The sequence below is a fragment of the Photobacterium piscicola genome (assembly GCF_900166965.1).
GTDB classification, from domain to species: domain Bacteria; phylum Pseudomonadota; class Gammaproteobacteria; order Enterobacterales; family Vibrionaceae; genus Photobacterium; species Photobacterium piscicola.
Map to the genome: position 1 here is coordinate 273,676 of NZ_FUZI01000003.1, position 16,479 is coordinate 290,154.

Annotated in this window: 18 protein-coding genes and 1 pseudogene; 7 read left to right on the forward strand and 12 right to left on the reverse strand. The window is 33.0% G+C overall.

Features of this window, described 5'->3' with window-relative positions:
* Positions 1 to 111: 111 nt before the first annotated feature.
* From CZ809_RS21265 to CZ809_RS10180, 3 genes are all read right to left on the reverse strand, one after another.
* On the reverse strand, positions 112 to 288 hold the full coding sequence (locus tag CZ809_RS21265) for a hypothetical protein (protein ID WP_162841601.1): 177 nt from the start codon (positions 286 to 288) through the stop codon (positions 112 to 114).
* A 118-nt stretch (positions 289 to 406) separates the two neighbouring features.
* Positions 407 to 1,213, reverse strand: a complete 807-nt coding sequence (locus tag CZ809_RS10175) for a Cof-type HAD-IIB family hydrolase (protein WP_080157492.1) — start codon at positions 1,211 to 1,213, stop codon at positions 407 to 409.
* A gap of 133 nt (positions 1,214 to 1,346) precedes the next feature.
* Positions 1,347 to 1,823 (reverse strand): DUF417 family protein, encoded by a 477-nt coding sequence (locus CZ809_RS10180; RefSeq protein WP_080157494.1) that lies wholly within the window; start codon positions 1,821 to 1,823, stop codon positions 1,347 to 1,349.
* 132 nt (positions 1,824 to 1,955) lie between these two features.
* Between CZ809_RS10180 and CZ809_RS10185 the strand changes: the two genes are divergently transcribed.
* Together CZ809_RS10185 and CZ809_RS10190 are read left to right on the forward strand one after the other, a co-directional pair.
* Positions 1,956 to 2,525 (forward strand): TetR/AcrR family transcriptional regulator, encoded by a 570-nt coding sequence (locus CZ809_RS10185; RefSeq protein WP_080157495.1) that lies wholly within the window; start codon positions 1,956 to 1,958, stop codon positions 2,523 to 2,525.
* 245 nt (positions 2,526 to 2,770) lie between these two features.
* Positions 2,771 to 2,986, forward strand: a complete 216-nt coding sequence (locus CZ809_RS10190; protein ID WP_080157497.1) for a hypothetical protein — start codon at positions 2,771 to 2,773, stop codon at positions 2,984 to 2,986.
* Between the two features lie 83 nt (positions 2,987 to 3,069).
* Here CZ809_RS10190 and CZ809_RS10195 read toward each other — a convergent pair whose 3' ends face one another.
* Entirely contained in the window at positions 3,070 to 3,909 is an 840-nt protein-coding gene (locus CZ809_RS10195; RefSeq protein ID WP_080157499.1) for a class I SAM-dependent methyltransferase, read from the reverse strand.
* A gap of 494 nt (positions 3,910 to 4,403) precedes the next feature.
* Here CZ809_RS10195 and CZ809_RS10200 point away from each other — a divergent pair, with 494 nt between their 5' ends.
* From CZ809_RS10200 to CZ809_RS10210, 3 genes are all read left to right on the forward strand, one after another.
* Complete coding sequence (locus CZ809_RS10200; RefSeq protein ID WP_080157501.1) at positions 4,404 to 5,639, forward strand: SGNH/GDSL hydrolase family protein; 1,236 nt, start codon at positions 4,404 to 4,406, stop codon at positions 5,637 to 5,639.
* A gap of 422 nt (positions 5,640 to 6,061) precedes the next feature.
* On the forward strand, positions 6,062 to 6,832 hold the full coding sequence (locus CZ809_RS10205) for an SDR family NAD(P)-dependent oxidoreductase (protein ID WP_080157503.1): 771 nt from the start codon (positions 6,062 to 6,064) through the stop codon (positions 6,830 to 6,832).
* Positions 6,833 to 6,977: 145 nt separating this feature from the next.
* Positions 6,978 to 7,553: a TetR/AcrR family transcriptional regulator gene (locus CZ809_RS10210; RefSeq protein WP_080157773.1), complete on the forward strand. Its 576-nt coding sequence runs from the start codon at positions 6,978 to 6,980 to the stop codon at positions 7,551 to 7,553.
* On the opposite strand, the gene CZ809_RS21475 is transcribed toward CZ809_RS10210, so the two are convergent.
* Entirely contained in the window at positions 7,539 to 7,673 is a 135-nt protein-coding gene (locus CZ809_RS21475; protein ID WP_255418358.1) for a hypothetical protein, read from the reverse strand. The genes CZ809_RS10210 and CZ809_RS21475 overlap by 15 nt on opposite strands.
* A gap of 105 nt (positions 7,674 to 7,778) precedes the next feature.
* A complete protein-coding gene (locus CZ809_RS10215; RefSeq protein ID WP_080157505.1) occupies positions 7,779 to 8,942 on the reverse strand; it encodes an alpha-hydroxy acid oxidase in 1,164 nt (387 codons plus the stop codon).
* Positions 8,943 to 9,307: 365 nt separating this feature from the next.
* On the opposite strand from CZ809_RS10215, the gene CZ809_RS10220 reads away from it, so the two are divergent.
* Complete coding sequence (locus tag CZ809_RS10220) at positions 9,308 to 9,664, forward strand: hypothetical protein (protein ID WP_144396184.1); 357 nt, start codon at positions 9,308 to 9,310, stop codon at positions 9,662 to 9,664.
* Between the two features lie 309 nt (positions 9,665 to 9,973).
* Here CZ809_RS10220 and CZ809_RS10225 read toward each other — a convergent pair.
* Together CZ809_RS10225 and CZ809_RS10230 are read right to left on the reverse strand one after the other, a co-directional pair.
* A pseudogene (locus CZ809_RS10225) lies at positions 9,974 to 10,232 on the reverse strand (IS91 family transposase); the annotation flags it as partial.
* A 142-nt stretch (positions 10,233 to 10,374) separates the two neighbouring features.
* Entirely contained in the window at positions 10,375 to 10,575 is a 201-nt protein-coding gene (locus CZ809_RS10230; protein ID WP_080157509.1) for a hypothetical protein, read from the reverse strand.
* Between the two features lie 307 nt (positions 10,576 to 10,882).
* Between CZ809_RS10230 and CZ809_RS10235 the strand changes: the two genes are divergently transcribed.
* Positions 10,883 to 12,724, forward strand: a complete 1,842-nt coding sequence (locus CZ809_RS10235) for a leukocidin family pore-forming toxin (protein ID WP_080157511.1) — start codon at positions 10,883 to 10,885, stop codon at positions 12,722 to 12,724.
* Positions 12,725 to 13,113: 389 nt separating this feature from the next.
* Here the strand turns inward: CZ809_RS10235 and CZ809_RS10240 are convergent, their stop codons facing one another.
* From CZ809_RS10240 to CZ809_RS10255, 4 genes are all read right to left on the reverse strand, one after another.
* Entirely contained in the window at positions 13,114 to 13,419 is a 306-nt protein-coding gene (locus tag CZ809_RS10240; protein ID WP_080157513.1) for a P-loop NTPase fold protein, read from the reverse strand.
* Between the two features lie 227 nt (positions 13,420 to 13,646).
* Positions 13,647 to 14,159, reverse strand: coding sequence for a hypothetical protein (locus tag CZ809_RS10245; protein ID WP_080157515.1), 513 nt, complete (start codon positions 14,157 to 14,159; stop codon positions 13,647 to 13,649).
* A 37-nt stretch (positions 14,160 to 14,196) separates the two neighbouring features.
* Positions 14,197 to 14,859: an HNH endonuclease family protein gene (locus CZ809_RS10250; protein WP_144396186.1), complete on the reverse strand. Its 663-nt coding sequence runs from the start codon at positions 14,857 to 14,859 to the stop codon at positions 14,197 to 14,199.
* Positions 14,852 to 16,384 (reverse strand): AAA family ATPase, encoded by a 1,533-nt coding sequence (locus tag CZ809_RS10255; RefSeq protein ID WP_159447947.1) that lies wholly within the window; start codon positions 16,382 to 16,384, stop codon positions 14,852 to 14,854. Before CZ809_RS10255 ends, CZ809_RS10250 begins: the two co-directional genes overlap by 8 nt.
* Positions 16,385 to 16,479: the final 95 nt, after the last annotated feature.

Genomic DNA, 16,479 nt, shown 5'->3' on the forward strand with positions numbered 1-16,479 from the left:
TAAATAATATGCTCAAAATTTATAGTAAAACGAACACATCATATTATCTATTTATCTTTCAATACAAAAAACACCATCACATTGCATAATGGTGTTCTTTCAACGGAAAAATTAATGATGATTGCTCCTTTTTTTCTTTGATGATGATTTTACTTCTGCGTTACAGCAACCCCCAATATTTTCTTTTTTTGCTTTTAGGTATAACTGTATAAATAAAAAGAACATAAAGAATAAAAAAACAACGACAGAAATAATGACATATAAAGGAAATAGTTCATCTGTATTCATAAAATGCGCCTTGGTTATGCAACGTATCAACAACCCAAATAAGAATGTAATTCATTACCAATATTTGTCAATGGAATTTATCGCCTCACTTAAGCGTAAAAAGGGCATCTATTACCCATCATTCGTGACACTGTAACACCTGCTGTTTAATTACAGTAACAACGCCCTGCTCATTATTACTTGGCGCAATAAACCGAGCTAATGTTTTAATATCAGGATGGGCATTACTCATTGCGTAACTAAAATAGGTTTCATTAAGCATTTCAACATCATTGAAGAAGTCACCAAAACTCATACTATTTTCAAATGTAAATCCAAATTGATCACGCATAGCCTTAATCGCCTGCCCTTTAGATGCTTGTTTATCCATAAAATCTAGCCATGTTTTACCACTAACAACAACTTGATGGGTATCAGAAAATAAAGGGGTGACGAATGGATAAACATGTTCTTCAGTACCGTTAAAGTTTAATACTGATATTTTAATCACCTCATCATCGACATCTAATAAGTCATCAACAAACATAATGTGATGACAATATTTCATGATTTCTTGCTGAGCCTGTTTATCCTTAGTCTCTGTGTAAGCTGATTTTTTGCCACATAAAACAATGTGCGTATGTTCAATATTGCGGACGGTATTAATAATAGTATCCGTTTCAATTTTAGGAATGGTTGCACTGTAAAGTTCTTTACCTTGATACATCACTAAAGTGCCATTCTCGGCAATAAAAAGTATCTTATCTTTTATGGATTCAAACATTTTTAATAACGTGAAATATTGTCGACCAGACGCGGCAGCAAATAAAATGTCTTTGGCATCTAACGCATTAAATACGTCTAAAAAATCATGCGGAAGCTCATTTACATCATTCAGTAAAGTACCGTCCATATCTGTTGCAATAAATTTTATCGGTAATGCCATTACTATTATTACTCCGATTATATGTAAACTAATTAAGTGACAATATATTACCCCTAAAGTCTCAACTAGCATATAACAGCGACCCTCTTTATGTTCAAAGAGCATCGCTATATATTATAGAATGAGTTGAGTTTTATAATTGTTTATTTGCCGCTGATAATAGTTTTTTATTGTGTTCAACAACCATTATTGCAATTGCTAGAAATAGAATGTCTTTAACTAAAAAGAAGTTCGCTACAGGAACACTATCAACTATTTTCCAAGTATTAGGTGTCGTAAATAAGAAACTAAGTGTCATGATAAAAATAGCACTAGCGATAAGACCAGAAAAATAACCTACTCTAGGATTAAAGAAACCATAAATAAGCCCAATGGCCACCACTATCTCACTTAAACCAACCAGATTAGACACGGTTTGGACTGAGAAGAAATGGTATGTCCACCCCATTAAGGGATGATTTTTAATAAGCGGTTCAATTGCTGCCGCTTCCGTTGGCGTAAATTTAAAAATACCAATCCACAATAAAACTAACACAACGCCGAAAACACCTAATTTATACCCTACCGTTGTTGCTGGTGGTGCTACTGTATTTGTTCTTAAACTTTCCATATTGATCCTACCTAACTAGATTAAACTAAACTGTTCAGTTCAATCTAGTGTGTAAGCGTTTACCTGTCAAGAGTTTTGAACTAAACAGTTTATTTTGTTATGATCAAGGGAATGACAAAAGAGGTAAGGTCCATGAATAAACAACAAGAAAAGCGATTGAATATTATTAATAAAACAATCACTTTATGTGCGCAATATGGCTTCCATGGCACCAGCATGGATACGATTACGGCTGCAACAGGAGTATCAAAAGCAACCATATATAAGTATTTCATTTCAAAAGAAAATCTTATAAAAGAAGCGCTTATTTTATTCAGTGAACGCGCCTTGAATCACCTCGATCTTACGTTTTCTGACCCATCGCTAACACTCGAACAAAAGCTATCAGAACGGTTTGATCTCTTAGTCGCATTAGTAAAAGATGATTTATTTAATGGGTGTTATTTTCAATTAGCCTATAGTGAATTTAACCATACTGACGATGGTATTGCAGATATATGCAGTGGCTATAAGAATATGCGTGTCGATATGATTAAAGCGTTGTTAATTGAAAATAATATTAATAATGCTGAACTTAAATCACAGCAAGCAGAATTAATCTTTAATGGCCTACTTGCATCGTTACAAATAACAAAAAACACCAATTTAATTCCGATGGCAAAAGAAATGTATATCAATATTATTCTTAATGATAATAAGTAGTTATTTTAATGAGATAGCCATTATAAAAACATAATGGCCATCTAGCCTCTTTCCATAATGTCATATTTTAAATAATTTCACGTTTGACGTCGGTCACATATCAATAATAATTGTCTTTGATAATAATCATTATAATGGCATAAGGATAAATGTAAGTTTATTCGCATACATGTATAACAGCTATAATTTAATATAGCTATAACATATAGAATTATAAGTATGCACATGAAAAAAGGACAATTCATATGAAACTTTCTTTTATTTTCTGTTTATTATTTGTTTCAACATCTGCTTTCTCTAGTACTGACGTTATAAATTCAAAATTCCATAACCCAAATAACAAAAAGATCAGCCAAAAAATAGAAATACCAACCGTTATTGACAATAGAGTGATCAATTCAAAATTTCATCATCCTGGCAATAAAGCGCATCATGTTATAAAGAAAAACAAAAACAAATAATCGTGATTAAGCACCAATAAAAAAGGAGCCGTGACAATTACTCGCAACTGCGCATAATTATTTTCGGCTCCTACTCTACCGCATTACTTTTGGGCACTCACACCCATTAAGTGATCAATCTTCTGTATGTTTTTAAAACCAGCCGCTTTTAATCGACGGATAACTCCATCAACAAAACCGCTGCCTTTTTTCATGATATGCGGATTACCCGTATAATGAAAAAGACGTCCATCTTGACGTAACACACGGTAAATCTCACTATAAAACTCTTCGCTATACAGTTCACCAGCAAGAGAAAAACGTGGTGGATCGTGAATAACGGCATCAAAAGACATCGAAGGCATTGTCTCTATCAACTCAAAGCTACTGCCCTGACGTTGTTCAATCCCATCATTGTTCAAATCACTTGACCAAGGATTCTGAGCACGTAAACCCATTACAGATTCGCTTAGTTCAATGGTTAATACTTTTTTAGCACCTAAACGGTGTGCGGCAATCGCGGCGTAGCCTAAACCACTGCAGCAGTCGAGTACATTATCACCACAACGAACCGCTTGTTGCGCCATCTCTGATGCACTTTTGAAAGGATCGGTTCCTTTCGAGATATGCATTTTAACACCACTTATCTCAAGCAGTGGCGCACCCTCTGTTGGTGCTAATTTGTAATAACCTACACTGCGATCTTCTAACGGATCCATCTCGCCATCATTACAAAGATAAATTCTTTGCGTTTTTTTAACGATTTTTTTCAGATCAGCAATAGAAAGATGATTCTCTTCATCAAGAATTAAACCTTGATCATTTACGATAAAGTCTTGCTCTGTGAGATTAAGATCTGTCGATATTCGGACGCTAGAAAGTCCTTGCTTGATGGCATCTAATGCCTGTTGCGCATTTTTTGTATGAAGGTAATAGCCAAGCATAGTTCATTTATCTAATTGGAAACACTGACGGTATTATAACATAAAACAGAATTGTCATATCCCCATCGTGACTGACCCAATTACTCCGCATAAAATTAACAATATCATCACTGTTTAATAATATATTTCAGCATATTAGTTATCTTCCATGATAATTTAGCCATCATGGTAAAACATCGCTCACAACCACTTTTCTTAGCGCTTTAACCGCAAACCATACCTTCATTTATTCACATAAAGAATAATGTCAATTTACAGTTGATTAAATAAAGATACGATATGCTTGCATATCAAAACCAAAATAGTCTAATTAATCAATTTATTAGAAGAATATCCCACTATGGAATATAAAATATGACTCTTATTGCTGGCTCTATTAATGTAGCAAAACAATGCAACCACTGACATTGCCTGTGGATGTTATTTATCACTGTAATTAACAACTGTAATTAACAACTGTAATTAAAAAAGAATTATTAAAATAAAGGACTGTCATGAACAAGGCATATTTACTATTAACGTTATTAACCCCTTTTGCTACAACTGCTTCTGATAACGTTCAACATATTGAAAATCATCCATCACAACAAAATGTCACACCCGATACTAACAATACTTATACCTATGTAAAATGCTGGTATCGCACCAGTGTCAGCCATGATGAACCCGCCGCAGATTGGGTGTGGGCTAAAAATAATGATAATAGTTATTATAAACTGCCAGGTTACTGGTGGTCGTCTATTTCATTTAAGAATATGTTCTATACTGATGTATCAAATAAAGCAATCGCACAACGCTGCGCTGCATCTATCGATACTCATAATGAAAATGCTGACATTACGTTCTTTGCTTCAGATATAAAGGCATCTTATAGTCATACAATCTGGACTAATGATACTGCGAATCAAGCCAATACAATCAATAGAATCGTCGCTTTTGGTGATAGCCTTTCAGATGCAGGAAATACTTTTAATGGCTCACAATGGCTATTTCCAAATAGTAATAGCTGGTTCCTAGGCCATTTCAGTAATGGTCTAGTTTGGACAGAATATCTTGCCAACGCAAAACAACTGCCATTATATAACTGGGCTGTTGGTGGTGCTGCAGGTGTAAATGAATATGGCATTCTTACTGGTATTTATGATCAGATTTCATCGTTCAACATATACATGAAATCTGCAAAAAATTATCACATTGAAAATACGTTATTTACTCTAGAGTTTGGCCTTAATGATTTTATGAATTACGACCGTAATGTGACTGAAGTAAAAAGTGATTACAGTACAGCGTTGATTCGTTTAACCGATGCCGGAGCCAAAAATATTTTACTGATGACATTACCTGATGCGAGTAAAGCGCCTCAATTTAAATTCGCCACCGCAGATAAAGTCGCTTTAGTCAGTCAGCAAATTAAACAATTCAATCTTTTCATAAAAGAACAAGCGGCTTATTATAAACAAAAAGGCATCAATATTACATTTGTCGATGCATATCAGATATTTGAAAACGTCACGTCTGAACCTCAAAAATATGGTTTTGTGAATGCAAAAGATGCTTGTATGGATATCAATCGTAGTTCATCAAAGGATTATCTCATCAGCCATAGTTTAACCAATGATTGCGCACAACACGGTTCAGATAAATATGTCTTCTGGGGTGTTACCCACCCAACCACAGCGATGCACAAATATATTGCTCAAAAAATTATTACCAGTGTTTCAATAAACTAAAGAGTCTTAATACTATTGGCACTAGCTTTCGGTTAGTGCCAATGATCTAGCATAAAACCATTAATAACTTACCTTAACATCTCAAGAAACAGAGCAAGCCCAATTTAAATACGATGCCTTTTCACTCTTATTTGAGTTATACATATTGGATGTGAGCATACATAGTCACTTTATAGCAGTGTGATCTTAGTCGAAAATACAAAACAGTTGCGCCAAAAGGTAATAATTTTAATTCTTTAAAAATCAAAATGATAACAAACCTACCATCTGATAGGTAGATAAATGATTTGACGTTAAAAACAAATCACCTTATATTTAAAACCAATGAAGCGAAGCACAAACTATTTAACTTAGATGCTCGCTTCTTTTTTTAGCCACACACCTACCAACTAGTAGGTAGTCAAATAATAAAGGGATACATTATGTTTACTACATCATCAATTGCACTCATCGTTGGCGGTTCATCAGGTATGGGTAAAGCAACCGCAGAACGCTTATTAACCGCAGGGATTCCTGTTATGATTTTATCTCACAATGCAGAAAACCTAGCCACTGCAAAAGCCGATTTAGAACAACGTACAGGCGGCATTGTTGAAACAGCACAAGTTGATTTATATAACCCTGCAGACGTGAATACTTTTATTGGTCAACTTGAAAACGAAAACCGCCATATTGGCTATCTAGTTAACGCTGCTGGTTTTTTTAAACCGGTAAGTTTTCTAGAACATACTGAAAAAGATTACAATCTTCAATTAGATATCAACAAAGCATTTTTCTTCATTACTCAAGCCGTTGCAAAAAACATGCAACAACATGGTGGTGGTTCAATCGTAAATATTGGTTCAATGTGGGCACATCAAGCAATTAAAGCAACCCCATCATCGGCTTATTCAATGCAAAAAGCAGCCTTACATGCGTTCACCCACAATTTAGCGATGGAATTAGCAGATTACAATATTCGTGCTAATGCTGTCGCCCCTGCGGTTGTACTGTCAACTATCTATAAGTCATTCATTGCTGAAGATGAAATTGAAACCGCTCTACAAGGATTTAATGATTTTCACCCTATTGGACGCATCGGCTCAACCACCGATATTGCAGATGCGATTGAGTTTTTATTATCAGATAAAGCAAAATGGATCACAGGTACGGTGCTTGACGTCGATGGCGGCGTGATGGCGGGACGCAATTAATACACAGAAACAATAACAGTCATTTTTTATTGAATAATGGCGATGAATACGTCGCCATTACCTTTCTACTCATAGGTAGAAAAAATTGTGATCTTTAATTCTAAATGATAGATTATTGATCTTCTTAGTAATGTGAATATCAATGATGAAAGACATTAATCCTACAGCAGCAAAAATTGCTGATATTGCCGAAAAATACATTCAATGTCGTGGTTTTAACGGGTTTAGTTTTCGTGATATTCAAGATGAACTGGGTATAAAAACAGCCAGCATTCATTATCATTATAAAACTAAACAAGATTTAGCCATCGTTGTATTTGAACGTTACCTTACACGGTATAAAACGGCGTTAATAACCATCGAACAACAACATGTAACCGCTGCCGATAAATTAAAAGCGTTAGCTAATATTTTTATTACAGTGCGTGATGAAGATAAACTTTGTTTATGTGGTATGTATGCATCGGATTTTTATTCTCTCACTAATAGCTTAGAAATTCAGCTTGATCGATTCGTTACCTTTAATGAGCAATGGATAGAACAAGTAATAACAGCAGGTATTAACAACGGTGAATTTCCATCACAATTAATTGCCACAGATGCCGCACGCCTTTATTTTGTGTCATTAGAAGGTTCTATGCTTATTTCACAATTTAAAGATGCTGATTATATTCAAGCAGTAGTTAACAACTACTTTAGTGTCGTTTTAAACGTCACATAAAATACTGCCGTCACCCTGTGATTTTTTACAGCGACGTTGCACTTTATAGTGTGCCATATCTTCTGTTACACCAACATCAGCAAGAACATCACGCAATGGTGCAGTGTACAAATATTTCATTTAAAGATAAAAATAGAATTTAACCGTTTCATCATTAACCAATAAAAAAGGTGCACTCAGTACACCTTCTTATCATGCTTATTTGTAATATCAATAAACAGTTAATTACCAAAGATTTTTAATTTGAGCCAGATGATTCGGCAAATCTTGTGGTTTTTCACAACACACTTGTTCCATTACTTGCTGAAGTTGCTTTTTCAACATATTCATCGCGTGATAGCCCCCATTTTGACCAAGAGCACCCACACTGTACATAAAACTACGGCCCATAAATGTAAAGTCCATGCCCGCAGCCAGCGTACAAGCAATATCAGAACCTTCTCTAATACCACTATCCATCATAATAGTTGTTTGGCCTTTACAAGCATTAAGAATTTCAATACCTTTACTAATGGTTGATGGACCCGCATCCAATTGACGCCCACCGTGGTTTGAAACGATAATCCCATCAAGACCGATTTCAATCGCTTTTTTCGCATCTTCAACAGTAGATAACCCTTTTAGCACTAAGTTACCGTCCCACTTATCACGTAACTTACGTACTTTCTCTTCACTTAAACGTCCATTAAATGTTTTATCCATAAACAACGCTAAGTGGTGCATATTCATTGAACCAGACATATATTTGGTTAACGATTTAAATTCCGGCTTACCTTTAACTAATGTCTCCAATGCCCATTCAGGAGAAAGCATAATTTGCAGCATATTTTCTGCTGTCATTTTTGGCGGCATCGCCAATCCATTTTTTATTTCTTTAGGACGATAAGCAAAGGTGGGAACATCCGATAATAATACTAAGGTTTTAACCCCTGCCGCCTTACAACGGGCAAGTAAATCATCCGTAATAGCATCATCAACAGGGTGATAAAGTTGAAACCACATTTTACCCTCAGTGATTTCAGCAATAGTTTCAATCGACGCAGTAGAAACCGTACTCAATACAAACGGTATATTATGATCAAAAGCCGCTTTAGCTAAAATCTCAGGTGCTTGCGGCCAAATTAAGCCTTGAAGTCCAACGGGGCTTACACCAAATGGCGCATCGTAAGTTTCACCAAACAATGTGGTTTTTAAAGACACATCCTTATAATCTCTTAAATAATAAGGAATAAGTTCAAGCTTACGAATATCATCAGTGTTTCGTCTTAAACCAATTTCATTGTTACAACCGCCATCTACGTATTCAAACGCAAACTTCGGTAACCGTGATTTGGCTTTTTTTCTTAGAAGATCGATGGATGGATATGCAGTATTAAAATAGTCTTTCATGACAGTTCCTTTATTATTTTGATAATATTTTTATTGGAATTCATAACTGAACTTTATTTCTTTATTACATATATATCACAAAAAAAATAAACAACTATCGCTTTTACACACTATAAGTAAGAATTTACATTTTGATATTTAGTGTATAAATAAATAGTTAAATAAAAAATACTCTACATAACATCCACCAAAGAAATTGATTAAAAGCCATCATTAGGATGGCTTCTATATACTATTCAAATTTAGATGCAGCTTCTAACAATAAATCGCTATGCATAAAAATAGTAATTCTCTTTACCTGTACTAGTATCTACTGGGCAGATTGTAATTTATATAAACTCAATTGCACTGTGCATATGAGAATTATGTTTAAGGAGATTATTATGATATGTCACATAAAAAAAACGCTACTTTTGTCGTTGTTAGCTTCTACATCAGTGTTTGCGGCACCTGATCACTCGAAATTATCTACAGAAGGACTACAGTTCGTTCCTGTTACCATTAAGCATATGACAGCTTCAGATATGGATGGTGGAGTAGATTTTAAATTTAATGAAGATTTGACTGCGGTGGAGGGAATGCCTTCATGTGAGTTATTATACTCCTCCCAGAAAGGTATAAATATAGTTATTATTGGATCCGAGAACCCAAGCTTTAATCTTCAAGTATCTTGGGGTGATAGATGTAATATCCTAGCTGCCCATGCAGAAAAAAATGAGTAGTGGCTGTTAATATTAAAATGGCAAGGAATCATCTCCGAATCCTTTTCAATAAGAATATCTGGATCAAAAGCTTAGTCCTTACTGTTAGGGTAACAGTGATACTTATGGCTATAACGCACTAGTATTATCAGTGCCTTTTATGGCTACTATGGAAATGTAGATAAAGTGATAATTAGGTGGGTGAGGATAATTAAGCCCCTATGTTTAACCAAATACAGGCAGAACACAGAGGCTTTACTTCATGATGAGAAGTACTTAACCTTAGCCTCATTTCGCGATTTCTAGATACACTTACCCTATTTTCTATGATTACGCGGCCCTTAATTCAGATTGGATCATGGCATGATCCAATCTGCTACCGAATTACCAACTCGGAAATTCCTAAATACCAAACGGCTTTTACACAAAATACATTCGTAAGGATCGACTTTCACGTACCATTTGAGCATTGATGCGTAACATGGCATCTTTGGCTCTGCTTCAATTTTCATATCTAAAGCAGCATAAACTTTCGGCAGAGATTTCCACGACGACGCATTGATAAAAAACCGTAATAGCGGATCATTTGGTTCTAAAAAATATAGGACAGCCATATATTTACTTTGAAAATTCAATCCGCTAAAAATAGATTCCCTCTAACCATCGCGATAGCATTTACTATAGGACATGACGATAATCAGCCCTAGATAATAGCGTAATAATGCTCAGTTTTATAAAGAGAATATTATGGCTGTCCTGTCTTTTTTAACGTACTTGGCCATCAACAAATCCATTCCCAATAGCATCTTATGTTGGACCTTACCAAATACAGCTAAGATAACGTCACCAGTTAATGTTTGGCGACCGCGCTCGTCTGCAGTCACACTACGTACTTCATGCATTCTTGCGAAGAACTCAATTGCTCTGCTCATAATGCCTCATGTATTCAGTAATAATCGCGATAGCTTCGCTTGCTAAATAACATATTACCGCCTGATACCCGATATCATCGAGACGATGCAGCCATTGATTTTGGTTGTTACTTACAACTGACTTATTAGGAAACATGAGTAAGGTAATCCCCTATTTAATGATGGCTTATCGCAACACACTTCCATGTTCGTCAATATTTGTTAACCTTTTTTACAATTTATTTGCATTGATAAATATTAGAACTATAAACAATATAGTTCTATCTCTCTTTATATATTTATAAAGTTTATATTTATAGGAGGTTGTATGTTAATAAGTAGAAGATGGGCTTTATGTGTTACTTATGCAGTTTTTGGAATATTTAGCCCCGAAACTAAAGCCAACGATGATTTACCACAAGGGTTAGCTGTTCAAATATTGAGTCAACTTCAAGATAGTAGAAAAGTTAATTATGTTAATGCAGAAAACTGGTTGATTGATAATAATCAGTATATAAATAAAAACCCTCAATCTAGTTTGAAACAGATAAAGACAAATGTATTAAAATACAACAAACCGACGTTGGTTGACTTTAGTCGTATTATTGATGAATCTCAAAAAGAAAAAGCAAAAGCGCTATTAAGAACACAAATAGGTATTTCATTTCCAAATGATTATTTAATTGTGACGAAGCACAAAGGGAATTTAATGTTTTCTCCAATTGAAGATGATAATGCCCCTGCCATCAGTTTATTAGAGGCTGACAATGTTGATGAGGTTGATTTAACCGCACGTATAGAAGATGTGCAAAATATAAATGAGAATACTTCATTACCTCATTTATCATTCTATTTGAATGTAAACAGAGCAATTAACGGTAGAGAATGTCTTTTTAGGAGGTCAACACTTTGGTCTGAGTATGGTTACAGATATTTTTGTAAAAATGCAAATATATCACTAATTTACAGAGTTAATTTGCAACGTTCATTTGCGTATGGAACTGAGGGGATAGAAACACCAGACGCAAAAATTGTCCGTATAAGTTTAGATGATGATAGCTCAGGATCAGGTATTCACCTAAATAATTCATTATCATCGGTATATAGTTATGCAAAATATATTGTATATATAGGGTATGCCACTGAATGGGCTACAGATGCGATTGCACAGGATTATACTTTTTCATTTAATACTTCAAATAAAAAAGCGGCAATATTAAGGACGGTGCCACGCAGTAATCTAAATGCTAATTATGAAACTAAAGAAATATCAGGGTTTACTGTAGGGGTTACAGTAGGTGCTGAGGCCGGGCCTAAAGCTACGGCAAGTGCAAATGCCAGTTATACACAATCAAGATGGTTAACTTTTCAAACAAAAGACTACCGTGTTGAGAGAAGTACTACAGATAGTAATAATGTGAGTTTTAAATGGAATCGTCACCATTATTCTACTGCAGAGTCATTACTAAACCGTTCTAGCGATGCGATATGGGTTACTACTTATCCTGCGGATAAAAATCGTATAAATCCAATTGGTTATAAGAGCTTCGTTCCTAAAATGGATGTTATATTTGAAGCTGAACCCGATACAGTAGGTACTACAGACTTTAATATTAATTCTTCTATTAATATACGCCCTATCTATCATGGAACTTATATCTATTATTATATGGTTGGCGCACATCAGGCATATTATGGTTTAGAGGATACGCCTCGTAGGAGAGTTAATAAAAATATTAAATTCACTGTTGATTGGGCACATCCTGTATTTAGTGGCAGTCGATTAGTTGATTTACAGCTAGGGAGCTTTAATGATCGATGTATTGAGATATCTCCAATGGGAAGCATATTAACTAGTAATAAATGTATTGAAAATAATGTTTCACAATCCTTTATTTATGATAAACATAGTCGTTATGTGAGTGCCTCTAATACTAATTTATGCTTAGATGGCGAATCATTGAGTCAACTAAAAACCTGTAATATGAGTTTAAGTCAGCGCTGGCTGTGGGTGAAAAATTCTAATAAGTTAAGTAATCTTTATGATGGTCGTTTTCTTGGCCACAATAAATCAACAGGTCAATTAGGCTTATATACAGAAGGTAATGATCAGGTAAGTCTACGTACAGTAACTGATTATACTAATTTTCTTAAGAAAGCTTCTCTTTAATTATTTCGCTTTTATTAATGCGTTATGGTTTTAAGAAAATATAAAGCTAACGTCTTTCAGTCGGCGGCTCACAAAAAGGCCCATACAGGGCCTCTTCTATTCTCACTGCTTCTTCATCTGCTTAACCGCGCATCTTGCAGCTTTGCTATTTCTGCAATAGTTTTGTTCACATTACTCGATATCGCCAGTAGCTCATCCACACTGAATAAGTTCGGCTCATTAAACAATTGGGCAAGACGTGATTTACTAATTATGAACGCATCGAAATATAGGACAACCATATATTAACTAAAATTCAACCCATTGAAAGTAGATTCGCCATTGCGAGAGCATTCACTATAGGACATGACGATGATCAGTCCTAGATAATAGCATAAGAATTATCAGTTTTATGAAGAGAAAGTTATGGCTGTCCTGTCTTTCTCTGTCTTTCTGATATAATCAGAACATTCCTTTTGCTTACTTAAATACAAAGATACAACCTGATCTTGAAAATCAGTGACACTTCTCATTCCATATGCAGATAAATAATGGAAATCACCAAAACATGCTTTATCTAATTCTATCTGTGGTTTTATTCCATTTTCAATAAGGTAAGTTTTACCGACCCCCCATGCTCCATCTAATAGAACAATTGGAGGATGACTTGTGTCTTTTAGCTGTTCTATTATCTGTAAGGTAACTAAGTTTTTCATAACATAATCCATCAGTATAATTACATGACGATATTGCTATTTTTATTTTCAATTTGTTATATACAACATAGCTATAAAAACAAAGAAAATTGTATCTATAATATCAAAATTATCATCAGATAATTAATATAGAATAAACTACCTTTAAGTAATTATAGATACCTAAACAACAAATCTCGCCGAGTAGTTAATATTGAATTGCTGCCGATATTATTAATTTATATCTATTAATATAATTTGTTAAATGTTTTTTGTATTAGACAATCCATAACTTCTTTTATCCTAAAAAGATCAAAATTTACTATTAAATCACTAATTGGTTGAGATATACCGATAATTCCTAATACTATTGAAAATAAACCAAGAGTCGCCGATAAACGAACAGTTGTATCTGGATGATATTTACTCATCAAAAGAGACTTAATGCACCCTATACTGTACTGTTTAATATCAAGTTTATGAATCTTATTTTTTTCTATCTCCAATAAATCTCGATACCATTCACTAATTATTAAGCACTGTTCATCACTAGTAATAGATATTGTATTTCTTATTTCTTTATTATTATAATTTTTTATAAAAGATTGATCTGCATGTAGCAATGTAACCCATATGATTTTTTTATTAGATAAATTCTTAATCTTTACAATTTGAAATTTATCAAAGCCACTAGTATTAGTTACCCATACAAATGCCTGCATAATATCTTCAGAACGAGCTGCTTTAATTTTAAAGTTCATAATATAATACTCATTTTAATGAAACTTTTTACTCTTATTAATTATCACAAAGAATTTTTTTTAGCATACTAATAGCAGATGCTTTTGTTAACAGATCTCTACCATCCACTAGTTGCCGAGCAGCTTCCATTAAATCATTATCACTATAAACTTCCTTTTCATATCCAAATTTTGATAATTTCCTATTTAAACCACAGGCATAAATAGTAAAAGACCCTTTTCTATCTTTATGATCATCTTTACCAACATAAGCACCATTATAAACTTCAATATAATCATGCCAATTATCAAAATGAGGATGTACAATTAAAAATGATTTTGATGTTCGAGGATATCTTTTATATTCCTTTTTCACTGTATTTGGAATCGAATGCATTACTTCCTGACCTCTTTTTATTTGATTACAATCAGCGCATATAACACACAAATTTTTCGGCTCGAATATAAATTTAGAATAAATAGATTTAGGAATAATATGCTCAACATGTGAATTTAAAACACTCACAAGTGATAGATCTCTTTTACAAAAAGAGCACTCCCCATTTTGTAAGTCTTTATAATAGTTTCTTATATAACATCTTATCTCAAGTAAGCTATCATCCCCCCACATTTGATAAGTAAAATTAATATCATTTAACCTTTCTGTTATGAACTTTTTTTGCTCACAATCAAATATTATTCCATTTTTTATATCAGCCATAAACTTCATTCATTTCTTTTAAAGTAAGAATTAAATCATACAATGGTGAACTTTTATCCATATGTTCAGATATATCCAAAAGAAATTTATATTCTTCTCTTTTTTCATCATTTAACATCTTATATTTACTAATATAAGTAAATAAATTAAGTGCAATTCTTATTAGGTATTCATTATTTGGATTATCCATCCCAAACACTCTAGATATTTGATAATCCATTGACTTATGATGAACATCTGTACCTTTTATTGGAACTAATGGTTTATACGATATATTTGTAACAAACGTATTATTCCCAGATAAGGAGGATACTATATGTGGTGAATGTGTTGCACAAATAAAATGGCATCCTTTATATTTTTTAAATAATTTTTGAATAAATGGTATAAATTCTGATTGCCATCGTGGATGTAAACTTAATTCTGGCTCATCAATTAATATTATTGAATTATTTTTAATTTCACTAGAAATAGCTGTAACCATATGAAGATAGCACAATTCACCAGAACTTTTTTCTGAAACACTTACTTTATTTCTTCCACTACAAAATAAAACATCATTTACAGATATCAACCCTATACTTAATAATTCTTTTACAGCCTCCAATAGATCTCCATTTTTATCATTCTTATTATACTTAAATGTAATGTCTTTATTTTCAAACTCTTTCTTATAATCAAATTTTAAATTGTGAATATCTCCACGTCCATAACATAGAGTTAAAAACAATTGAAAGTGCTTGCGTATCTTTTTCATCATTAACAATTCATTATTCCTATCATATTTAAATTTAATTAATGATAAGATTGTATTATCAATGTTATACATTTCTCCTCTAATACTATTAGATGTTTTTAATTTTAATTTTAATTTAAACTCCAAGTTACATTCAATATTTAAACTATATAAAACATCCTCAATAAAATCATACTTTGAGACTACTAAATTTAATATTGAATTACTTATTTGCCTTGTTTTTATAATATTTAGATTCAATTTTGAATCATATCTCTCATTAAAACATGAAGAACCTTTATTTATATAAAAATCGCGTAATTCCTTATTTAATACTTCAGGAAACTTATCAAACAAACTATTACTGACTGTAATTATCTTTTCAGGGACGTCTACTAAACAATAATTATCATTAACTTTAAAAACAACATCAAAATCACTAGAGTTTTGTTTTGAATATTCATATAAATCCACTTCAGTATTACTATATGAATATTCAATATAATTATTATTAGAATTGTTTTTATATTTTATAGAACCTATTTCACAATATTGCTTACTAATATATTTCTCTCTACAAAATTTCTTTTTACTTAAATCACTCAAAGGATATATATATTTAATTCGTTCTTTTGTAGATAAAAAAATATTACAAATTTTTGCTAACAGTCGACTTTTACCTGATGCATTTACTCCAATAATAATAGAAAAAACATTCTCTTCATCATAAATATCGCCTTCACAAAGGTTGACTAATTTTCCATCGTAATCAATTTGATTGATTAACACTCTAACTATCCTTAAATGAAGTAACAACATATTGTTTTAATTATCTATTATACCAACATGCAATAGATCAAACCCAATATATAGTTAAAAATATG

Excerpts from the sequence above, each read along its gene's own strand:
- CZ809_RS10235 (WP_080157511.1), top strand. The coding sequence starts at position 10,883 with ATGTTAATAAGTAGAAGATGGGCTTTATGTGTTACTTATGCAGTTTTT.
- CZ809_RS10205 (WP_080157503.1), top strand. The coding sequence starts at position 6,062 with ATGTTTACTACATCATCAATTGCACTCATCGTTGGCGGTTCATCAGGT.
- CZ809_RS10215 (WP_080157505.1), bottom strand. The coding sequence starts at position 8,942 with ATGAAAGACTATTTTAATACTGCATATCCATCCATCGATCTTCTAAGA.
- CZ809_RS10240 (WP_080157513.1), bottom strand. The coding sequence starts at position 13,419 with ATGAAAAACTTAGTTACCTTACAGATAATAGAACAGCTAAAAGACACA.
- CZ809_RS10210 (WP_080157773.1), top strand. The coding sequence starts at position 6,978 with ATGAAAGACATTAATCCTACAGCAGCAAAAATTGCTGATATTGCCGAA.
- CZ809_RS10200 (WP_080157501.1), top strand. The coding sequence starts at position 4,404 with ATGAACAAGGCATATTTACTATTAACGTTATTAACCCCTTTTGCTACA.
- CZ809_RS10220 (WP_144396184.1), top strand. The coding sequence starts at position 9,308 with ATGTTTAAGGAGATTATTATGATATGTCACATAAAAAAAACGCTACTT.
- CZ809_RS10250 (WP_144396186.1), bottom strand. The coding sequence starts at position 14,859 with ATGGCTGATATAAAAAATGGAATAATATTTGATTGTGAGCAAAAAAAG.
- CZ809_RS10175 (WP_080157492.1), bottom strand. The coding sequence starts at position 1,213 with ATGGCATTACCGATAAAATTTATTGCAACAGATATGGACGGTACTTTA.
- CZ809_RS10245 (WP_080157515.1), bottom strand. The coding sequence starts at position 14,159 with ATGAACTTTAAAATTAAAGCAGCTCGTTCTGAAGATATTATGCAGGCA.
- CZ809_RS10230 (WP_080157509.1), bottom strand. The coding sequence starts at position 10,575 with ATGAGCAGAGCAATTGAGTTCTTCGCAAGAATGCATGAAGTACGTAGT.
- CZ809_RS10185 (WP_080157495.1), top strand. The coding sequence starts at position 1,956 with ATGAATAAACAACAAGAAAAGCGATTGAATATTATTAATAAAACAATC.
- CZ809_RS21265 (WP_162841601.1), bottom strand. The coding sequence starts at position 288 with ATGAATACAGATGAACTATTTCCTTTATATGTCATTATTTCTGTCGTT.
- CZ809_RS10180 (WP_080157494.1), bottom strand. The coding sequence starts at position 1,823 with ATGGAAAGTTTAAGAACAAATACAGTAGCACCACCAGCAACAACGGTA.
- CZ809_RS21475 (WP_255418358.1), bottom strand. The coding sequence starts at position 7,673 with ATGAAATATTTGTACACTGCACCATTGCGTGATGTTCTTGCTGATGTT.
- CZ809_RS10195 (WP_080157499.1), bottom strand. The coding sequence starts at position 3,909 with ATGCTTGGCTATTACCTTCATACAAAAAATGCGCAACAGGCATTAGAT.
- CZ809_RS10190 (WP_080157497.1), top strand. The coding sequence starts at position 2,771 with ATGAAACTTTCTTTTATTTTCTGTTTATTATTTGTTTCAACATCTGCT.